This window comes from Amycolatopsis saalfeldensis, from assembly GCF_900110575.1.
Lineage (GTDB): Bacteria > Actinomycetota > Actinomycetes > Mycobacteriales > Pseudonocardiaceae > Amycolatopsis > Amycolatopsis saalfeldensis.
Genome location: NZ_FOEF01000004.1, coordinates 469,240 through 488,239 on the forward strand (window position 1 = coordinate 469,240; position 19,000 = coordinate 488,239).

At 71.8% G+C, this 19,000-nt stretch carries 21 protein-coding genes; 10 read left to right on the top strand and 11 right to left on the bottom strand.

Annotated elements, in window-relative coordinates; translation table 11 throughout:
• Positions 1 to 3: 3 nt before the first annotated feature.
• The gene (locus tag BMY97_RS12955) at positions 4 to 1,956 is read left to right on the top strand and encodes a S9 family peptidase (RefSeq protein WP_091617003.1); all 1,953 of its coding nucleotides are present in this window, start codon (positions 4 to 6) and stop codon (positions 1,954 to 1,956) included.
• 69 nt (positions 1,957 to 2,025) lie between these two features.
• On the opposite strand, the gene BMY97_RS12960 is transcribed toward BMY97_RS12955, so the two are convergent.
• The 3 genes from BMY97_RS12960 to BMY97_RS12970 form a co-directional block, all read right to left on the bottom strand.
• Positions 2,026 to 2,682: an RES family NAD+ phosphorylase gene (locus BMY97_RS12960; RefSeq protein WP_091617004.1), complete on the bottom strand. Its 657-nt coding sequence runs from the start codon at positions 2,680 to 2,682 to the stop codon at positions 2,026 to 2,028.
• 50 nt (positions 2,683 to 2,732) lie between these two features.
• Entirely contained in the window at positions 2,733 to 3,314 is a 582-nt protein-coding gene (locus tag BMY97_RS12965; RefSeq protein ID WP_091617005.1) for a DNA-binding protein, read from the bottom strand.
• A gap of 374 nt (positions 3,315 to 3,688) precedes the next feature.
• Positions 3,689 to 4,666, bottom strand: a complete 978-nt coding sequence (locus BMY97_RS12970; protein WP_091617125.1) for a LacI family DNA-binding transcriptional regulator — start codon at positions 4,664 to 4,666, stop codon at positions 3,689 to 3,691.
• Positions 4,667 to 4,761: 95 nt separating this feature from the next.
• On the opposite strand from BMY97_RS12970, the gene BMY97_RS12975 reads away from it, so the two are divergent.
• Positions 4,762 to 6,246 (top strand): FGGY-family carbohydrate kinase, encoded by a 1,485-nt coding sequence (locus BMY97_RS12975; protein ID WP_091617006.1) that lies wholly within the window; start codon positions 4,762 to 4,764, stop codon positions 6,244 to 6,246.
• Here the strand turns inward: BMY97_RS12975 and BMY97_RS12980 are convergent.
• On the bottom strand, positions 6,234 to 6,920 hold the full coding sequence (locus BMY97_RS12980) for a helix-turn-helix domain-containing protein (protein ID WP_177231309.1): 687 nt from the start codon (positions 6,918 to 6,920) through the stop codon (positions 6,234 to 6,236). The two genes, BMY97_RS12975 and BMY97_RS12980, sit on opposite strands and share 13 nt — an antisense overlap.
• Positions 6,921 to 7,496: 576 nt before the next feature.
• Here BMY97_RS12980 and BMY97_RS12990 point away from each other — a divergent pair.
• The 6 genes from BMY97_RS12990 to BMY97_RS13015 all read left to right on the top strand — a co-directional run bounded on the left by BMY97_RS12990 (position 7,497) and on the right by BMY97_RS13015 (position 11,847).
• On the top strand, positions 7,497 to 7,895 hold the full coding sequence (locus tag BMY97_RS12990) for a hypothetical protein (protein WP_143086191.1): 399 nt from the start codon (positions 7,497 to 7,499) through the stop codon (positions 7,893 to 7,895).
• A gap of 48 nt (positions 7,896 to 7,943) precedes the next feature.
• Entirely contained in the window at positions 7,944 to 8,282 is a 339-nt protein-coding gene (locus BMY97_RS12995) for a hypothetical protein (protein ID WP_091617008.1), read from the top strand.
• The gene (locus BMY97_RS13000) at positions 8,282 to 9,496 is read left to right on the top strand and encodes a putative T7SS-secreted protein (protein ID WP_091617009.1); all 1,215 of its coding nucleotides are present in this window, start codon (positions 8,282 to 8,284) and stop codon (positions 9,494 to 9,496) included. Before BMY97_RS12995 ends, BMY97_RS13000 begins: the two co-directional genes overlap by 1 nt.
• Positions 9,496 to 9,843, top strand: coding sequence for an SRPBCC family protein (locus tag BMY97_RS13005; protein WP_091617010.1), 348 nt, complete (start codon positions 9,496 to 9,498; stop codon positions 9,841 to 9,843). The genes BMY97_RS13000 and BMY97_RS13005 overlap by 1 nt, the downstream gene beginning before the upstream one ends.
• A 579-nt stretch (positions 9,844 to 10,422) precedes the next feature.
• Complete coding sequence (locus tag BMY97_RS13010) at positions 10,423 to 10,920, top strand: MmpS family transport accessory protein (RefSeq protein WP_091617011.1); 498 nt, start codon at positions 10,423 to 10,425, stop codon at positions 10,918 to 10,920.
• 147 nt (positions 10,921 to 11,067) lie between these two features.
• Positions 11,068 to 11,847: an ABC transporter permease gene (locus BMY97_RS13015; RefSeq protein ID WP_091617012.1), complete on the top strand. Its 780-nt coding sequence runs from the start codon at positions 11,068 to 11,070 to the stop codon at positions 11,845 to 11,847.
• Here the strand turns inward: BMY97_RS13015 and BMY97_RS13020 are convergent.
• Positions 11,844 to 12,530, bottom strand: a complete 687-nt coding sequence (locus tag BMY97_RS13020; protein ID WP_091617013.1) for a histidine phosphatase family protein — start codon at positions 12,528 to 12,530, stop codon at positions 11,844 to 11,846. The two genes, BMY97_RS13015 and BMY97_RS13020, sit on opposite strands and share 4 nt — an antisense overlap.
• A 15-nt stretch (positions 12,531 to 12,545) precedes the next feature.
• The gene (locus BMY97_RS13025; RefSeq protein WP_091617014.1) at positions 12,546 to 14,423 is read right to left on the bottom strand and encodes a Na+/H+ antiporter; all 1,878 of its coding nucleotides are present in this window, start codon (positions 14,421 to 14,423) and stop codon (positions 12,546 to 12,548) included.
• Between the two features lie 80 nt (positions 14,424 to 14,503).
• Here BMY97_RS13025 and BMY97_RS13030 point away from each other — a divergent pair, with 80 nt between their 5' ends.
• A complete protein-coding gene (locus BMY97_RS13030; protein WP_091617015.1) occupies positions 14,504 to 15,919 on the top strand; it encodes a carboxylesterase/lipase family protein in 1,416 nt (471 codons plus the stop codon).
• A gap of 25 nt (positions 15,920 to 15,944) precedes the next feature.
• On the opposite strand, the gene BMY97_RS48365 is transcribed toward BMY97_RS13030, so the two are convergent.
• Both BMY97_RS48365 and BMY97_RS48370 read right to left on the bottom strand, forming a co-directional pair.
• Positions 15,945 to 16,115, bottom strand: a complete 171-nt coding sequence (locus BMY97_RS48365) for a hypothetical protein (protein WP_245787290.1) — start codon at positions 16,113 to 16,115, stop codon at positions 15,945 to 15,947.
• Positions 16,112 to 16,543 (bottom strand): NUDIX hydrolase, encoded by a 432-nt coding sequence (locus BMY97_RS48370; RefSeq protein WP_245787291.1) that lies wholly within the window; start codon positions 16,541 to 16,543, stop codon positions 16,112 to 16,114. Before BMY97_RS48370 ends, BMY97_RS48365 begins: the two co-directional genes overlap by 4 nt.
• 2 nt (positions 16,544 to 16,545) lie before the next feature.
• Between BMY97_RS48370 and BMY97_RS48375 the strand changes: the two genes are divergently transcribed.
• Entirely contained in the window at positions 16,546 to 16,764 is a 219-nt protein-coding gene (locus BMY97_RS48375; protein ID WP_245787292.1) for a hypothetical protein, read from the top strand.
• Between the two features lie 269 nt (positions 16,765 to 17,033).
• Here BMY97_RS48375 and BMY97_RS13040 read toward each other — a convergent pair whose 3' ends face one another.
• The 3 genes from BMY97_RS13040 to BMY97_RS13050 all read right to left on the bottom strand — a co-directional run bounded on the left by BMY97_RS13040 (position 17,034) and on the right by BMY97_RS13050 (position 18,954).
• Positions 17,034 to 17,408, bottom strand: coding sequence for a YchJ family protein (locus BMY97_RS13040; protein ID WP_091617016.1), 375 nt, complete (start codon positions 17,406 to 17,408; stop codon positions 17,034 to 17,036).
• A 178-nt stretch (positions 17,409 to 17,586) separates the two neighbouring features.
• Positions 17,587 to 18,066 (bottom strand): ribonuclease HI, encoded by a 480-nt coding sequence (gene rnhA / locus BMY97_RS13045; RefSeq protein WP_091617017.1) that lies wholly within the window; start codon positions 18,064 to 18,066, stop codon positions 17,587 to 17,589.
• 60 nt (positions 18,067 to 18,126) lie between these two features.
• Entirely contained in the window at positions 18,127 to 18,954 is an 828-nt protein-coding gene (locus BMY97_RS13050; protein WP_091617018.1) for an HIRAN domain-containing protein, read from the bottom strand.
• Between the last annotated feature and the right edge of the window lie 46 nt (positions 18,955 to 19,000).

The following is a 19,000-nucleotide window of genomic DNA, read 5'->3' on the forward strand; positions in this document are numbered from 1 at the left end:
GGCATGCGTCCTGCCGACATCGAAGCCCTTGTCGTCCCCGGCCGTCCCGCGCTGCGGGGTGAGCTGCTGATCACCGCGGTGCAGCGCCCGGACCTGGAGTCCGACTCCGGGCACAGCGCGCTGCACCGGGTGGACCTCGGCGGCGGGGAGGGGCCGTGGACCCACGGCCCGCACGACGCGGCGCCGTCGATCTCACCGGACGGGCGCTGGGTCGCGTTCCTCCGGGCCGGCGAGGGCACGGGCGCCGACGGCAGCCCGCAGGTGCACGTGATGCCGACCGGCGGCGGCGAGGCCAGGCGCCTGACGTCATTGCCGCTGGGCGCGGACGCACCGGTGTGGGCGCCGGACTCGCGCCGGCTCGCGTTCACCGCCCGGCTGCCGGAAGCGGGCCGCTACGGCACCGCGGACGCCGACGGCAAGACGCCTGAGCCGCCCGCCGAGGCTCCGCGCCGGATCACGCGTTTCGACTACCGCATCGACGACATCGGCTTCCTGCGCGACCGCGTGAAGCGGCTTTTCGTGCTGGACACCGACATCGACACTGCCGCCGCCGAGCTTGAGCCCGTTTCGCCCGCCGGCTACGACGTCGACCATCCCGTGTGGACACCCGACGGCGAGCGCGTGGTCGTGGTGGTGCCGCAGGACTGGGACCGGGTGGAGACCGACTACCGCGACCTGGTCTCGTTCCCGGCCGCGGGCGGCGAACCCGAGCTGCTCGTGCAGTGCCACGGCGCCGCCGATCTGCCGGTGTTCGGCCCGGACGGCACCCTGTTCTTCTACGGAGTGTCCTATGAGGACGGTCATTTCGAGGCCAACAACATCGGCCTGTACGCCGCCGTCCCCGGCCACGACGGCCCGGTCAAGGCACGCCGGCTGACCGACATCGAGACGGTCGACCTCGAAATCGGCGCGGGCCCGGCGATCCCGCTCGGGGACGAGGTGCTGGTGGTCGCGCGCGACCGCGGCGCGGCCGAACTGCGTGCCGTGCCGGTGACGGCCGACGCGGCGCCGCTGGTCAGCCTGCGAGTGCTGCACGGCGGTCACCTCGCGGTCCGCGGGTTCGCCGCGGACGGGGACACGGTGGTCGCCGTGGTCGCGACGCCGGAGACCTCCGGCGACGTCGTGGTGCTCACCGCGGCCGGTGGGCCCCGCGTGCTCACGGACTACTCGAAGACGTTGCGGGACAAGGGTCTTTGCGCGGTCGAGGAGCTGAACACCACCGCGCCCGACGGCTATCCGGTGCACGGCTGGCTGGTGCTGCCCGAGGGCGAGGGCCCGCACCCGGTGCTGCGCGTCGTGCACGGCGGCCCGTTCGCCCCGCAGGACTGGGCGGTGTTCGACGAGGCGCAGGTGTACGCCTCCGCCGGGTACGCGGTGGTCCTCGGCAACCCGCGCGGCTCGGCGGGTTACGGGCAGAGCCACGGCCGCGCGATCACCCACGCGTTCGGCACCGTCGACGTCGACGACGTGCTGGCGCTGCTGGACAAGGCGCTGGAGCGGCCCGACCTCGACCCTTCGCGGGTCGGCATCATGGGCGGCTCGTACGGCGGGTTCATGACCAGCTGGGTCGCCTCGCACCACCCGGAGCGGTTCAAGGCCGCCTGGAGCGAGCGCGCGGTGAACGCGTGGGACTCGATGGTCGGCAGCTCCGACATCGGCTACACCTTCGTCGACTCCTACATCGGCTCCGACCCCGAGGTCCAGCGCGACCGCAGCCCGCTCACCTACGCCGCGGACATCTCCATCCCGTTCGCCGTGGTGCACTCCGAGCACGACTGGCGGTGCCCGCTGGAGCAGGCGCAACGGATGTTCGTGGCCCTGCGCAAGGCCGGCGCCGACGCGGAGTTCCTGCTGTTCCCGGGCGAGGGCCACGAGCTGACCCGCTCGGGCCGGCCGCGCCACCGCGTGCAGCGGTTCGAAGCCGTGCTCGAGTGGTGGTCGCGGCACCTGGGCTAGGCGGTTGCGTTCGGGCCGAGCCGGGGCCGGGGCACCGTGACCGGGCAGGGGAAGCGGAATCACGCGGTGCTAGTTGAGCAGCGTGTAGTTCAGCTCTTCGCAGACCCGGCCCAGCGGCACGTCGAGGCCGGGGTGGTCCAGGGGCAGCAGCACGTCCGGGGCGATCGGCAGCGCCGCGCCCGCGGGCGGGTCCCACAGGCACAGCGACGGGTCGCCGGCGTCCATCGAGGAGCGGTACCAGAGGCCGTCGAGGTCGGGCAGGGCCGTGCGGATCGCGCGGGCCCAGGCCTGGGTGATCTTCTTCGGCCCGCTCGAGATCTCCTGCGAAGCGCCCACCCGCGTCGGCCACAGGCCGGTCAGGTCGAGCAGCCGCAGGGTCCGCGTCGGCCGCACGACGACCAGCCGCGGGCCGCGGGTCTTCCGGTCGACGGTCGAGCTGGTCTGGAAGACCTCGGCGACGCTGGTGCGCACGGTCAGGCCGAAGTACAGCACGCCGTTGGCCGGGTCGGTGACCGGCTGGCCGCCGCGGCCGGGCGGCTGCTGGTCGAACCGCCCGTGCGGGAGCGGGCCGGTGTAGCGGAACGTGTTCCACTGCTGCGGGTGGTTGCCGTGCGCGGTGAAGATCCGGACCAGCCTGGTCTCGGGCTGCACCGAAACCACGTCGTGGCTCCGGTCCAGTTCCTTGACCAGGGCGGATCGTGCGGGCGGCAGGGGGAGCCGGGCCATGCGTCGGGGGTCGTCCGTCCTGTGTGGGTGATCTTGCTCTTCGGCTCAGCCTAGAACGGCGAGCCGAGCGTGGCGACGAGGCGGGCGAGGACTTCGGGGTCACCGCCGGACAGCAGCCACTGCCGCGGGGTCGCGGGCCGGTCGCTGATCACCAGGTCGGCCTGCGGGGTGTTCATGAACGCGGCGACGACCAGCGCCGGCTGGTCCTCGGGCACCGCGCGCAGCACGACCTCGAGGCCGGGCAGCACGCCCGCGCCGTTGAACTGCCAGGACGGCAGCCGCCAGCCCTGGTCCTTCCAGCCGGTGAGCCGGCCTTCCTTGAGGCGGTGCCGGATGCGGCTGTCGTCGACGCCGAGCGCCTGCGCGGCCTCCAGCACGTTCAACGCGGAGTCCGCGAGCACGGCGTGCGCGGCGACGGTGCGCGCGCGGAAGTCCGGCTCGTCCTCGTGCCGTGGCGAAAGGTCGAGCCCGACGTCGGCGAGCGCCGCCCGCTGGTCGGGCGAGAAATAGTGGGACGGGTCCGGATTCGGGGGGGAAAGCCGGCGCGCCGCGTCCTCCACAAGCGTCAAGAACTCGTTCGCGTCGGCCTTGAGGCCGGCTTTGGCGAGGACGTTCTCCAGCGCGGGTGACATGCGCCCAGACTAGCTCGTGTGTGCGGGTTCGTGCGGTTCGTCACCGGATCTGTGGGTGAATTCACCAGAGATCGACACGGAGTGCACAGCATCAAACACGATGCGTAGGCGATTGGGTGACAGTGTGCCCAGGACGTGGCCCGGTTGTCCAGGCTTTCGCGTGCTTGACACCCCGACGTGGCGCCTTTACGTTCGTTTGGTAATCGATTTCCCGCCTCGGGGTGCTGCCGCTCCGGTGTCCTTCGGGCACCGGCGCTGGGGGGTCAAGGGGGTGGGGCGTGCCTGGGGGCCGGCGCCATGCCGGCCCACCAGGCACGTCGTTCGCCCACGGAGCCGGCGGCGGCCGGGGGCCCCGCCCTGCTGGCGGCCGGGGCTCAGCGGCGCGAACTCTGCCGTTCGATCAGCCGGGCTTCCAGCGTGGTCGTGGTGGGCGCGCGGGTCCCGTCGGCGATCCGGGCCAGCAGCAGCTGCGCGGCCACGCGGCCGATGTCGTACGCGGGCTGCGCGACGACCGTCAGCGGCGGGTCGATGAGCGTGGCCCAGGGGGCGTCGTCGAAGGAGACGATGCCGACGTCGCGGCCGGGGCGCAGGTGGCGGCCGGTGAGCGCCTGCAGCACGCCGATGGTCATGGTGCTGTTGGCGACCAGCAGCGCGTCCGGCGGCTCGGGCAGGTCCAGCAGGTCCAGCGCGGCCAGCCGGGCGCCCTCCGCGCGGTACTCGGTGCGGCGGAACAGCGTGGTGTCCTCGCCGACGGCGTCGCGGAAGCCGTCGAGCCGGTCGTCGGCGGTGCGCACGCCCGCGGGGCCGCTCAGGCAGCCGATCCGGCGGTAGCCGCCGTCGGCGAGGTGGCGGGCCGCGTCGCGCGCGGCGCGGCGGGTGTCGACCAGGACCTGGTCGCCGTCGGGCCCGTTCAGCGGGCGGTCGACAGCCACCACCGGGGTGCCCTGGCGGCGCAGGTGCTCGACGTTGGTGGAGCGGCCGGTCGGCGACAGCACCACGCCCGCGACCCGCTCCTGCAGCGCCACGTCGATGTAGCGGCGCTCCTTGTCCTCGTTCTCGTCGGAATTGCACAGCACCACGGAGTACCCCGAGACCTGCGCGAGGTCCTCCACCCCGCGCGCGATCGCCGTGAAGAACGGGTTCTCGACGTCGGAGATGATCAGCGCGAGCACCGCCGTCTCCTGGCGGCGCAGGTTCCTGGCCAGCCCGTTCGGGTGGTAGCCCAGCTCCTCGGCGGCCAGCAGCACCCGGGCCGCCAGCTCCGGGTCCACAGTGGACTTCCCGTTCAGCGCCCTCGACACGGTCGCCGTGGAGACCCCGGCCCGCGCCGCGACGTCGCTGATGGTGGCCACCACGACCTCCTCGTCCCAGGCTCGCTTGACACCCTGCAGCGTCGAGAATAGCGTCCCGGGTAATCGTTTACCGTAACCTTACCCAGGGAGTCGCGGTGGCTCCGGGCCTGCTGCTCGGTATCGACATCGGCACGTCCGGCTCCAAGGGCGTCCTGGTCGCTGCGGACGGGACCATACTTGCGCGCGCCGGCCGGCCGCACACCACCTCCCGTCCGCATCCCGGCTGGTTCGAGCACGACGCGGAGGCGGTGTGGTGGGGCGACTTCGTCTCGCTGTGCCGCGAGCTGGTCGCGGCGGCGGGCGACCGGCCGCTGGCGGGCCTGGCGGTGAGCGGCATCGGCCCGGTCCTGCTGCCCGCGGACGCGAGCGGCCGTCCACTGCGCCCCGCGATCCTCTACGGCGTCGACACGCGGGCGAGCGCCGAGATCGCCGAGCTGACCGCGGAGCTGGGCGAGCAGTCCATTGTGGAGCGTTCGGGCAGTGCGCTGTCCAGCCAGGCCGTCGGGCCCAAGTGGCGCTGGCTGTCCCGGCACGAGCCGGAGGTCGCCGCGCGGGCCGAGCTGTTCCTGATGGCCGGCTCGTACCTGGTGCTGCGGCTGACCGGCGAGTACGTGCTGGACCACCATTCGGCCAGCCAGTGCGACCCGATGTACGACCTGCGTGCCGGGGCGTGGGCCGAGGACTGGGCGAGGCTGGTCGCGCCCGGCGTCACGCTGCCGCGGCTGCTGTGGCCGACGGAGGTGGCCGGCACCGTGACCGCCGAGGCGGCGGCCGCGACCGGGCTCCCGGCCGGGCTGCCCGTCACGGCCGGCACCGTCGACGCCTGGGCCGAGGCCGCCAGCGCCGGGGTGCGCGCGCCCGGCGACACGATGATCATGTACGGCACCACGATGTTCCTGATCCAGACCGCGGCCCGGCCCCGTCCGGTGCCCGGGCTGTGGGCGACGCGCGGCGCGTTCCCCGGCACGTTCTCGCTGGCCGCCGGGATGGCGACGTCCGGCGCGATCACCGACTGGCTGCGCGAGCTGGTCGGCGGCGAGTTCGCCGAGCTGGTCGCCGCGGCGGGCGACGTGCCCGCCGGGAGCCGCGGGCTGCTGATGCTGCCGTACTTCGCGGGGGAGCGGACCCCGGTGCCGGACCCGGACGCGCGCGGCGTGGTGGCCGGCCTGACGACGTCGCACGGCCGCGCCGAGCTGTACCGCGCGGCGCTGGAGGGAACCGCGTACGGGGTGCGGCACAACCTGGAGGCGATGGGCGAGGCGGCGGGACGGCGACTGGTCGCGGTCGGCGGCGGGACGCAGGGCCGCGTGTGGACGCAGATCGTCAGCGACGTGACCCGGGCCCGCCAGCACGTGCCGGCCGAGACGATCGGCGCGGCGCTCGGCGACGCGCTGCTGGCCGCCGTCGCGGTGGGGCTGGGGCCCGACGTCGAGGCGTGGAACCCCGTCGCCGCGGTCGTCGAGCCGGATCCGGCGCGCGCGGACGTCTACGACGAGTTCTACGCCCGCTACCGGGCCCTGCACCCGGCGACGGTGGAGCTGCAGCATTTCCTTGCCGCGCACCAACGTCAGGAGAAGTAGGCGCTCGGTGCCAGGCCGGTGAGGGCGCGGCAATCGCGCGCGAGGTGCGCCTGGTCGGCGTACCCGGCCGTGGCCGCCAGCTCCGCGAGGCCCGTGACGCGCGGGGCGGCCGCGATCGCGCGCTGGAACCGGCTGACCCGCAGGTAGGTGGCCGGGCCGTAGCCGACGGCGATGGTGAACCGGCGCCGTAGTTGGCGTTCACTCAGTTGTTGTCCGGCCGGCGGGAGCGCGCCGACCCGCGACGGGCCGCGCTCCAGGTGCGCGAGAACCGCCGCGACGGCCGGGTCGGGCTCCGCGGGACGCCGCCGCACCACCTCCGAGAGGGACAGCGTCCCGTCCAGCACCCGCTCGGTCAGCACCGCGCCCTCGTGGCCCCACAACGCGGCCAGCGGGACGCGGGTGTCGCGCAGCTCGTCCGCCGCCACGCCCAGCACGCCGGCCGCCGCGCCGGGCCGGAAGCGCAGGCCGTGCAGCACCGCGCCGGGCGTGGTGACCGAGGACCAGGCCCCGGTGTCCGGCCCCGCGACGAACACCTGGCCGTCGCCCGCGACCAGGTCCACGCAGCCGTCCGGGACGATCCGCTGCGGACCGCGCGGAGCCGACCGCCACACGCAGCGGACGGCCCGCCGCACCGCTTCCGGCGGCAGGCTTTCGGAATACACGGTCGAGATCATCCCCGGTGGGTACGACAGAATGCGAGCCATGACCCCGATCGACGCGCTGGCCTGGGTGCACGTCCGGGGACCCGTTGAGCTTCCGCTTCTTCACTCTGCTCGACGAGGAGGCCGACGGGTTCGCCCGACGGCCGTCGCGTGCGCATGACCTGCTACACCGCCGACCACACGGGCGAGCCGAAAACTTGTTCATGGCTCGGAAATCCCTTGGACGAGGGCATGAAGACGAGCCAGGTCGACCGGCAGGAGTGCCTGTGCCCGCGGTGCCTGGCAGAAACCCGCACGGATCTGAGGATCCTGTGCCAGCCGTGACGCCGAGTGTGCCGTCGTGATCTCCGGAGGCGGCGAGGGTGGTGGGCGGCTGTGTCGGTCGGGAAGTCGCTGGAGAGTGTCCGGCTGGCCGCGAGTCAGGCGGAAAGGCTGGATATCGAGTCGAGTTGGCGGCTGTGGCCGTCCTGGAAGCTGGCCCAGCGCGGTTGCCCGCTTTCTCGGATAGCGCGCCGCCGGCTGAGTGCTTGCGCTGGGTAGTTTCCGATCTCGCACCTTGCGGTCGCACGGTCACCTATGGTGTCAATTGTGAGTGAGCGGGAGGGAGATGCGGCGCTGGCGGTCCTCGCATGGGAGGTATGGCAGGGGTATCGCGGCCTCAGTGACTTCATGGACGGCTTCGCCAGAGCTGTGGTGTGGGCTCGGCGGAGCGAGCAGCCGGGTTTGCTCGTGACCGACACGGGCTCGCGGGGCCGTTGGATGCCGGTGTTCTCAACTCCTGATCGGCTCGCCGCGCACGTCGGTGACGGCTACTTCTTCTCGGCGTCGGGCGCCGAGTTGCTGAGCCTGGTGCCCCTCGGTGTCGGGTTGATGCTCGACCCGGATGACGTACACCGATTCCCCATCTTGGCCCGCGTGGCTCCGCCGGAGGCGGTCGCCGGCACGTGGGTGGAGGTTGTGGGGATGCGGCGTCGGCAGAACTGTTGAGAGGTCCGACCGGATTCCGGTCCGGCTGCGGCAAGGAGGGGGAGATCGATGGACGGTCCTGGGTTTCATGTCGATGTGGGCGTGCTGGAGGCTGCGTCGAAGAATATGAAAGACCTGTGGCACGGCCAGGACGATTTCGAGCTGCGCGGGTTGTGCGGCGAGCCGGAGCTGTACGGGCACGGCGGGGTTCACGATGCGCTGGCCGACTTTTGCGGACAGTGGAGCGTGGGGCTGGATGCGCTGTGCGACCGCGCGAATGGCCTTGCCGACACGCTGGGCAAGGCCGCGCAGGCGTATCGGGCTGTTGAGCACGGCAACACGGCCGCGTTGAAGGTGGATCCGGGCACGGACGCCGTCACGCCCGATCCGCCGATGGCTGGGTACTGATGAGCGAACTCGGCCAGACCGCGGACCCGAAAGCACTGATTCCCGGAGACCCGGGTGCGGTCTTCGAGAACGTGCGAGTGCTTAAGAGCCGTGCGGATACCGTCACTGCGGTTGGAGAGGCGCTGAAACGCATCGACACTGGCAGTTGGACGGGCCAGGCCTCGGACAAATTCCATGAGGATCATCAGACCGAGGTGCCGCGTTGGCTGGAGGGTTCGGACTCGCTTCAGAGCGCCGCTGCGGCAATGGAGGATTTCGCCAACACCTTGCAGTGGGCACAAAGCCAGGCGTCGGAGGCCATCGCCAGGTGGCAGCAGGGCGACGCCACGACGGCTCAAGCGAAGACTGCCCATGACAAAGCTATCACTGATGCCGAGGCCGAGACGAAGGCGAACCAGCAGAACGGCGACCCGACGGTGGTCCAGCCGCCAGCGTTCACCGACCCCGGCGAGGCGCAGCGGCAGGCCGCCCGGGAAATCCTGGAACGAGCACGCCGGCAGCTCCAGGACGCGGGAAACAGCTGCGCGGAGACGCTTCGCCTCGAAGCGTCCCTCGCGCCGCAGGACTCGCAAAAGCAATCGGACAGCAACTTTTTCGGCGGTATCTGGGACACCATCTCCGGGGCGGGCAAGGGGTTGTGGACCCTGGTTTCCGATCCTGCCGAGACCGTCGTGGCGATGGCGGACAACATCGCGCATCCCGTCGACACGTTCAAGAACATCGTCGCCTGGGACGACTGGGCAAGCGGCCACGGAGATCGCGCCCTCGGGAAGATGGTCGGCGGTGTGCTGCTGTTTGGCGCAGGCAAGGCTGCCAAGGACCTGCTCGGCAAAGGCGAGCACGCAGGAGGCGGCCGTGTGCCCGATGCCAAGCCCGCGAAGGTGGGCGAAGAACGAACAGCCGCAATCCGCGATATTGTGACCGATAAAAGCGGAGAGCTTCGAGGTGATCACGGGAGAAGTAGGGGTGTTCGAGTTGTTGACAGGTCCGAGTTTGACGGCATTTTAAATGAAATGCGAACAAAGTTGGGTGAACCAGACCGTGTTGTCACGACGTCCAAGGGGACGATTGAGACCTGGAAGATCAGTGATGACCCCCGAGCTTATGCGGCGTTCAGGACATACAGTGAAACGGGCGGCGACACCATCGACATCAACAGCGTCAAAGATCTCGAGGGTATTCGACGGTTCCATATTTCAAATGAGGAAAATTGATGAACATGCCTCCCGGGTTCGAAGAGGACTTTCAATATCTCATGGAGTACGCCAGTGAAGACTGGGTGGGTATGGCGCCCCTGTCTGCGACCGCTTCCGCAATGGCGGGGAAGCACCCCACGCTGGAGCAGGAGATATCATCTCTTCTAAAGCTGGTCAGCGAACTCATGGATCACGGTGCCTTGCCGGGGGATCTCATCAAGGATTACCCTGATTTTGTTCCTTGGGTTGGGACAAAGGCGGAAATTCTGGAAAGGATCGAACGCGAGACTCGGGCTCTCGGCGATATGCCGGTTTCGGGCGAGGTGGCATGGTTCCATGTCGTGGATGAAAATCTTCGCGTTTAAGCAGGTGGATGATTAAGGCGGCTGTTCCAGTCGCCGTGCGTTGTGCCGGTCGTGGCAGGTCTTGCACGGAGTCGGTGCCAGGCATCGGGGTCGGGCGCGCCGAGGGCGATGAAGTCTCGCCGGGTTTCGGGGTGGTGGTCGGCCACTGTGGCTGGTCGGTCGCAGCGGGTGCAGGGTCCGGGGCGGGGCCCCTTTCAACTCTCGTCCGGGTCAACGCGAGGGGACCCTGGCGGCGCGGGACCTACCCGCGAAAAGGGGGCCAGGTTGCTGACCTGCGCAGACCCGGTTCCGTGCGTCATTGGGGTGAAAGTGTGCTCGCGGCCGCGTGCCCGCCCGCGGGACAGCGCGTCCTGCGGATGCTCGCCGACGCCGGACTGGTCGACTGACGCTCCGTGACCGGGCATCACGACACCGTTATCGGCATCGTGCGTGGTGGACCGTGGGTCTGTGACTCATGGGGGCACCCGAAAGGGTGAAGTTCCGGTAACTTTCCCGACTCGGCTAACACCGCGTGACGTCCGGACGAGAAGTAGACGTCGTACTCGATGGAAGTGCGCTCGAACGAGAGAAGACCTCTCCATGAGTGTTCCCGCCGCGACCCCTCCGGAGCCCGCGCCGGGGCGTCCGGGTCCGAGCCGCTTCCGGCCGTCCGGCAGCGTCGTGGTCGTGATCGGCGTGATCGCGGTGGCGTTCGTCGTGGCCTCGTACGTCATGCCGAAGGCCGCGCCCGCGGCCGACGAGGGCCCGGCCACCCCGGTCGTCGGCATCGCCAAGGCCGAGCCCGTGGTCCAGCCGGCCACCCACACCGTCGTCTACCAGCTCCTCGGCCCGGCCGGGGGCGCCCGGAACCTCACCTACGTCGCCACCGGCGCGGACCTCGAGCAGCTGGCCGCGGTCATCACGCCGTGGTCGTTCACGGCCACCCGCACCGGCCCGGCCGGCCAGGTCCAGTTCTCCAGCCTGGCCGCGCAGAACACCGGGCCGGGCGAGCTGACCTGCCGCATCGTCGTGGACGGGGTGCTCGTCGCCGAGAAGTCCGTTTCGGGGGAGGGCCGCCAGCTCAGCTGCACCGCCTGAGCCGGGCTCGCGCCGTGCCGCCGGGGGTGTGAACGGCGCGAGCCCGCCCGTTTCGGAAGAGGGCCGCCAGCCCAGCTGCACCGCGCAAGCCCGGACCGGCCAGGGCCTGAACGCCGCGGTCCGCGCGGCTCGGGCAGGATCACCCGGGTGAACGCCGCGATCGGATTCGGGCCAGCGCTGCTGGTGGTGCTGGCCGTGCTCGCACTGGCCGGGGCCGCCGTCGTGCGCTTCGGCGAACTGGGGCAGGGGCGGGCGGTGCTGATCGCCGCGGTCCGGGCCGTCGCGCAGCTCGCGCTCGTCTCGCTGGTGATCACGGTGATCCTGCGCTCGGGCTGGCTCACCGGGCTGTTCATCCTGCTCATGTACTCGATCGCGGTGTACACGTCGGCGTCGCGGATCGGGGTGCCGCGCAAAGCGCTGCCGTGGGTGGCGGCCGCCATCGCGTCCGGGGTGGCCCCGGTGCTCGCGCTGGTGCTGGGCTCCGGCGTCGTCCCGCCGCAGCCGATCGCCGTCGTGCCGGTCGCGGGCATCGTGATCGGCGGGACCATGACCGCCACTTCGCAGGCCGCCCGGCGCGCCCTCGACGAACTCAAGCAGCGGCACGGCGAGTACGAAGCCGCGCTGGCACTGGGTTTCCTGCCCCGGGCGGCCGCGCTGGAGATCTGCCGCCCGTCCGCCGGGCAGGCGCTGATCCCCGCGCTGGACCAGACGCGCACCGTCGGCCTGGTCACCCTGCCCGGCGCGTACGTCGGCGTCCTGCTGGGCGGCGCGAGCCCATTGCAGGCCGGCACGACGCAGGTGCTGGTGCTGCTCGGCCTGCTCGCCGCCGAGGCGGTGGCGGTGCTGGCGACCGTCCAGCTCGTCGCGGCCGGGTGGATCCTCCGCGACGAGCGGCCGGCCCGGGCGCGGTGGTTCTCCCGGCGTTAGCCCAGCGGGGCTTCCAGGTGCGAGGTGTCGTTGAAGCGCCGCACGATCCACCGGTCTCCGTCGATCACCAGGTGCGAGACCGACCCGTTGTCCGCGTTGAGGAAGGTGAACCGGTCGACGGCTCGGCTCGCCTGCGCGAACACCTCGCCGATCACGCCGCCGTGGGTGAAGACCGCGACGCGCCGGTCCGGGTTCGCCGCGGCGATCCGCAGCAGCCCGGCGCGCACGCGCGCGCCGAACACCTCGTCGGATTCCGCACCGGGGATGACGTCCCAGCGCTGCTCGGCCCACAGCCGGTCGACGATGGGGTGGCCGTCGGTGGTGTGCCGGCGGAAGAGGCCGTTCTCCCAGTCGCCGAGGTGGACCTCGCGCAGGTCCGGCTCGACCGACGGCGTCAGGCCGAGCTTCTCCGCCAGCGGCGCCGCCGTCTGGACGGTGCGGCGCAGCGTGGTCACATACAGCGCGTCGATCCGCTCGCCCGCCAGCCGGGCGCCCACCCGGGTCGCGTGGTCCCGGCCCTCGGGCGCGAGGTCGGGGTCGGCCTGGCCGTCGACGAGGTCGAACGGCGCGCCGGCCCGCGCCGGCATGGATTCCCCGTGGCGTACCAGGAAGATCTCGGTGGCTCCGGGCGACGGGCGGAACCGGAACTGGCGGTATTCGACTTCCTGCTCGGGCGTGCTCATGGCCCCGACCCTAGTTCAGCCCAGTTGCAGGTCCACGAAACACCAGCGCCAGGTCTCGCCCGGCTCGTAGCTGCGCATCACCGGGTGCCTGCTGTCGTGGAAGTGCTGGGTCGCGTGCTTGCGCGGTGAGGAGTCGCAGCAGGCGACGTTGCCGCATTTCACGCACATCCGCAGGTGCACCCAGGTCGTGCCCTCCGCGATGCACGCCGCGCAGCTGTCGGCGGAACTCGGCTCGACCGTCTTCCAGTCGTGCGAAAGGTGCTTGCACGAGCCGGCGGTCGCGGCCGGGGTGCTCAGCTCACGTTCGTCCACCAGCGGTTCCTCCTCATCGCGGTCGAGCATCGATTCCTCGATGTCGAGCCGGGCCAGTACCCGCCGCAACACGTCGTCGTCGGCGGTCCCGTTGTCGCGGGCGCTCAGGAACTGCGCACGCTCCACCTCCAGCAGCTGCACGCGCAGCCGGCGGTAGGCGTCGCTGGGCGTCTCCGCGAGCGTGCTCTGCCGTCCGAGCTGCTCCCAGGCCGAGTCGGCGCGGTACTGCAGGCGGTCCTGGAGCCGCTGGATCACCTCGGGCGGGTCGTCGGGCGTGCGCAGCTCCTCCAGCCGGGCCAGCGCCACGCGGGTCATGTCGTTGAGCACGGCCGCCTCCTGCAGCGCGTCCTCCGCCGGGTCCGGCCGGGGCAGCCGCAGCCGCCGGATCAGCAGGGGCAGCGACATGCCCTGCACCAGCAGGGTCCCGGCGACCACCACGAACGCCGCCAGGACGAGGACCGCGCGCTGCGGGGTGTCGGCGGGCAGCACGAACGCGGCGGCCAGCGTCACCACCCCGCGCATGCCGGCCCACGCGATCACCGCCGAGTAGCGCCACGGCCAGATCTTCGCCCGCGCGGAGTGCAGCCGGTGGCTCAGCCGCTTGGACAGGCCGATGCCGATCATCCACAGCACCCGCGTCACGATCGTCGCGCCCAGCACCGCCGCGCAGATGCCCACGAGCTCCGCGAACGACAGCCCGCTCTTCGCCACTTCGGCGAGGATCCGGCGCAGCTGCAGGCCGATCAGCAGGAAGACCATGTTCTCCAGCAGGAACTGCACCGTCTGCCAGTTGAGCCTGCTCGCCAGCCGCGACGAGCCGGACAGGATCCGCGGCGAACGGTGGCCCAGGATCAGCCCGGCGACGACCACCGCCAGCACCCCCGAGCCGTGCGCCGCCTCGGCCGCCAGATAGGCGACGAAGGGCACCGCGAACGAGAGCGCCGTGTCGCTGACCGGGTCGTCCATCCGCGCCCGCACCCACGACGCCACCACGCCGATCACGCCGCCCACCACGGCGCCGCCGACGGCCGCGAGCAGGAAGTCGAGCCCGACCTGCCACAGCGTGACCGAGCCGGCGATGGCCGCGATGGCCGTGCGCAGGGCGACCAGCGCGGCCGCGTCGTTGAACAGGCTCTCGCCCTCCAGCAGCCGCACCAGCTTGCGCGGCATGCCGACGCGCCGGGCGACGACGCTCGCGGCCACCGCGTCCGGCGGCGCCACCACCGCGCCCAGCGCGATGCCGGCGGCCAGCGGCAGCCCGGGGACCACGGCCCCGGCGGCCAGCCCGACGCCGAACGTGGTGAACACGACCAGTCCCACCGACAGCAGCGCGATCGGCCCGCGCAGCTTGCGGAACGCGATCAGCGAGGTCTGGATGGAGGCCGAGTACAGCAGCGGCGGCAGCAGCCCGAGCAGCACGACTTCGGGGTCGAGCTGGAACTCCGGCACCCCCGGCACGTACGAGGCGGCGACCCCCACCGCCACCAGGCACAGGGGCGCCGACCAGTCCAGCCGCCGCGCGATCGCCGTGACGAGGAGGACCGTCACGACCAGCCCTACCAACCCTGCCGCGAACTCCACGGGGTAATCATCACCCGGGACCCCGCGGCCGCGCTCACGGGAGCCCCGGAATTGTCGGTGGTGATCGTTAGGCTGGCCGCGTGAAGACAGTCGAGGTGCGCGGCGGGGCCGTGCGAGGGGAGACCCCAGAGGGGATCGCGGTGTGGCTCGGTGTGCCGTATGCCGAGCCACCGGTGGGCGGGCTGCGCTTCCGCGCGCCCCGCCCGGCACCGCCATGGGCGGGCGTCCGCGACGCCACGAGGTTCGCCGCGCGGGCGCCGCAGCCCGAGCTGACCGGGCGCGGCTTCACCGGAGACGAAGACTGCTTGTACCTGAACGTGTACGCGCCGGCTGAGCCCGGGCCGCACCCGGTGCTGGTGTGGATCCACGGCGGGGGCGGGGTGATGGGCGCGCCGCACCAGTTCGACCCGTCGGCGTACGCGCGGCGCGGGGTCGTGGTGGTGACCGTGGCGTATCGGCTGGGCGTGCTCGGCCTGCTGCACCTGCCGGGGGTGTCCGACGGGAACCTGTCGCTGCGGGACCAGGTGCTGGCGCTGGAGTGGGTGCGGGACAACGTCGCGGCGTTCGGCGGCGATCCGGCGCGGGTCACGCTCGCGGGGCAGTCGAACGGCGGCCGGACCGTCGGCACGCTGCTCGCCGTGCCCGCGGCCCGCGGGCTGTTCCGGCAGGCGATCGTGCAGAGCGGCACCGGCGTCGGGTCCGTGGTGCACACGCCGGCCGAGGGCGCCGCGGTGGCTTCGGCCGTGCTGGCGGACCTCGACGTGCCGGCCGAAGCGCTCGCGACCTTGCCGGTGGAGCGGATTCTCGAGGCGCAGCAACGGGTCGCGGCCGCGTCGGGCACATTGGTGACCTATCGCGTGGTGGTCGACGGCTCGCTGGTGCCGGAGCGGCCGGGGGAGGCGGTCGCCGGGGGAGCGGCGCGGGAGGTCCGGGTGCTGGCCGGCACCACGGCCGACGAGCAGGACCTGTTCTCCTGGCTGCAAAGCGGTGGCGCGAACCTGCTCGGCGCAGGCTCCACGATGCTCGACGCCGCCGCGATCGAGCGGATGACCGCCGCGTACCGCGCGCTGCTGCCGGACTGGCCCGAGGACCAGCTCCGCAACCGCGCCCTGACCGCGGGCGACTGGTGGCTGCCCGCGATCCGCCTGGCCGAGACCCAGCACGCGGCGGGCGGCGCGGCCTGGATGTACCGGCTGGACTGGCGGATCGCCCCGCGCGGCCACGGCCTCGGCGCCCCGCACGGCCTCGACCTGCTGCTGATGTTCGACGACGTGGCCAACCGGAACTGGCGTTTCCTGTTCGCCGCGAAGAAGCCGGACCCCGCGCGCCTCCAGGCGGTCGCGGAGGAGATGTTCGAGGCCTGGCACGCCTTCGTCACCACCGGCGACCCCGGCTGGCCACCGTACGAGCCGGACCGGCGGATGACCCGGCTGTTCGACGACGTCACCCGGACCGTGCCGGACCCGGATCGCGAACAGCGGCTGTTGTGGGAGTGAGGTCGATTCGATGAGGAAATGACGGTCACCGGCAGCGTCGATCAACGGGCTTTTCGCCTGAGCGCCTGACCTGGGCGAGCGCCGCGGCGCGGAGACAGAGCAGCAACGGGAGGGATCCGTCGTCGCGCAGCCGCGCGGGCAGCGCAGTCCCGGCTGCGAGCTCACGGCCGATCACGGCGAGGTCGAGCATCGTCACGCCTGCGCTGTACAGCCGCGCCGCGTGGACGGCGGGCGGCCAGCGTGGCGCTGTCGACCGACAGCGTGGTGACACCGAAGAATTCCGGTTTGGCGCCGCGCTTTATCCAACGCGCGAAGCCGGTGAGGCGAGGTGATCTCATCGGCGTGGACGCCGGACTCCTCGCGCAGCTCGCGTTCCATGCCCGCGCCGACGGCGGTGTGCAAGAGCCGTCGCTCGCCGCCATCGGCTGTGCGCAGGTCGCGGGGCTCCAGCGAACCGCTGCCCGACGGCGCGAGCAGCAGCCCGCTGACCGAGTTTCGCGCCGACTGCCGGACGGCGACGAGTTTGCCGTCGGTGGTGAAGGCGATCGTCGAGACGCCGGCCAGCGTACGCAGCGCGCCGAGCCGAGCCCGCCAGTTCTTCGCGGCGCAGGTCGTACTCCTCACCGGTGCCGGTCCTGGTGATCCGCAGCGAGGCGAGTTCGTTGGAGCAGACGGCGTCGAAGAATCGGGCGCAGTGCAACTCGATCGGCGCCGGGCGCGCGCCCGTGACGGGCAATGGTTCGCTGCGCATGCCGACGATCGGGCCGTTGAACAACAGGCGCCCGCGGGCGCGCAGCGAGAGAACGTGCGGCGCGGTGGCCTTGAGCTTCGGCGGCAGCCGGTAGGGCTCCGTCGGTGACGGTGATGCCGAAGGTCTCCTCGCTCAGCGCCGTGTCGATGGCGGTGAACTCGTAACCGGCCGGACGTCACGCACGAGCGTCACGATTCCCAGCGCCAGCGCGACGATCGAAAGCACCACGCCGAACGCGCTGGGACAACGCCGATCGCGGACACGGCGACCGGTCACTCACCGGAGCCGACGAAGGTCAGGTAGTCCGCCTTGGCCCGGGCGCGGCGGGTCAGTTTCCCCATCGCCGCTTTGTTCAGCACGCTTTCAGCGCGCGTCGAGGTAGAACCAGCGACCTGCTTCGCGGACGAAGCGGCTGTTCTCGTGCTGCGCGTCGGACCGGCCTTGGAGACGGTAGTGTGCGCGGAACTCGACCGTGCCCTCGTTCTGCAGCAGCCCGCCGCCGGTGCGGCCGATGATCTCCAGCCCGGTCCACACCCGATCGTCGTCCAGCCGCAGCCGCTTCGGCCGGGTCGTCGGGTGCCAGGTTCCGAGCAGGTACGCGGGATCCCCGACGGCGAACGCGCAGTACCGCGAACGCATCAGCAGCTCGGCGGTGGGGGCGGTCCGGCTTCCGTCGTGGAACCGGCCGCAGCAGAGGTCGTACGGCTCGCCGAGGCCGCAGGGGCAGGAGGTGCTCACCCGACCGATTGTGTCTCCAGCTCCCGCACACGGGCGACCCAGGTGGCGAACCGCGCGGGATCGCTGCCGTCTCGCGCGAGCCGGGTTCGAACGCCGAACAGTTGCCCGCGCCAGAACGCGAGCGTGACGTGCGTGCCCTACGCCTGGCCGGTCAAACCGCATTCCGGTCCGGCCATGGTCACGCCCGGGCGCGCCGTACCCCGGACTCGGCGGCTTCCTTCGCGCCGCGCACGGCGAGCTGGTCCGCCTTCTCGTTCTCCGGCAGGCCCGCGTGCCCCTTGACCCACAGCCACTCGACCTGGTGCCGCTCGCCCGCGGACTCGAGGCGCTGCCAGAGGTCGGCGTTCTTCACGGGCTGCTTGGCCTGGGTCTGCCAGCCGTTCTTCTTCCAGCGGGCCACCCATTGCGTGATGCCGTTGCGCACGTAGGTGCTGTCGGTGTAGATCCGCACCACCGACGGCCGCTTGAGGCTCTCCAGCGCGCGGATCGGCGCCATCAGCTCCATGCGGTTGTTGGTGGTCACCGTGGTCTCGCCGCCGTACAGCTCGCGCTCGTGCCGGCCGTACCGCAGGTACGCGCCCCAGCCGCCGGGCCCGGGATTGCCGCTGCAGGCGCCGTCGGTGTAGATCTCCACTGCCTGTTCGTTGTCCTCCGCCACGCGGCGACCCTACCGATCCGGCCCGCGGAGGCCACGGAGGCTCGGCCGCACGCGGTCAGTTCACCGGCCCGGCGGCATCCGCAATTCGACCTCGACGCCTTTCGCGGTCCTGATCGTGAACGCTGCACACGTGACCGAGAGTCCCTGGCCGGTCAGCGCCCGCACCCGGTCGCCGTACCGCTGGGACATCGCGTGCGTCAGCTCGCCGACCCGCGCCCCGTCCAGCCGGACCTCGATCGCCTCCTGCCCGCGGTACTTCCCGCTTCCGATGCGACAGAAGGAAAGCGACGCGATCACGGCCCGCGGCTCGCCCCCGGGAGCCGGCGCGTAGCGCGCCAGCACGTCCTGGTGCGCGTGCTCTTGGGTCACCCTGCACGACCAATCGTTGCGCAGCAGCACCGCTCCCTCCACCCGGCGGGCGACGAACGGCTCCGCGAGCCCGAGCGCGACCTGCAGGTCACGCGGCCGGGAGAGGTGCAGGTAGATGCCGTAGAACCTCTCGCCGCCGCCGGTGATCCGCGCGGCGCAGGTGCCCACGAAACCGCGTTCCCCCAGCGCGAGCAGCGAAGGCTGATACTCGGCCGCGAGTTCCCGTGGCAGGTAGCCGACTCTGAACGGCTTCCCGTCGATCAAGACGTCGACGCGTACGGCGTGATGGTCCCATTCGTTTTCGGGCTCGGGCGTGAGCGCTGCCGTCACGGGGAGATGCTCGTCGAACTCCTGACCCGCGACCTGGCCGCGCGCGGCGGCGAACAGGGCAGGCTGGTAGTGCGATTCCCCGGCGACCGGGAACCGTCCGTCGTCCGGCAACGGCAGGTAATCCGGCGCGTTCCGCGGCGGCGCGGTCAGCGCGACCGCCGGTGCCCTCTTGGTGAACAGCGACCACATCGTCGACCTCCTGGTAGCGCCAGGTAGTCGCCCGCCCGGCACCGCC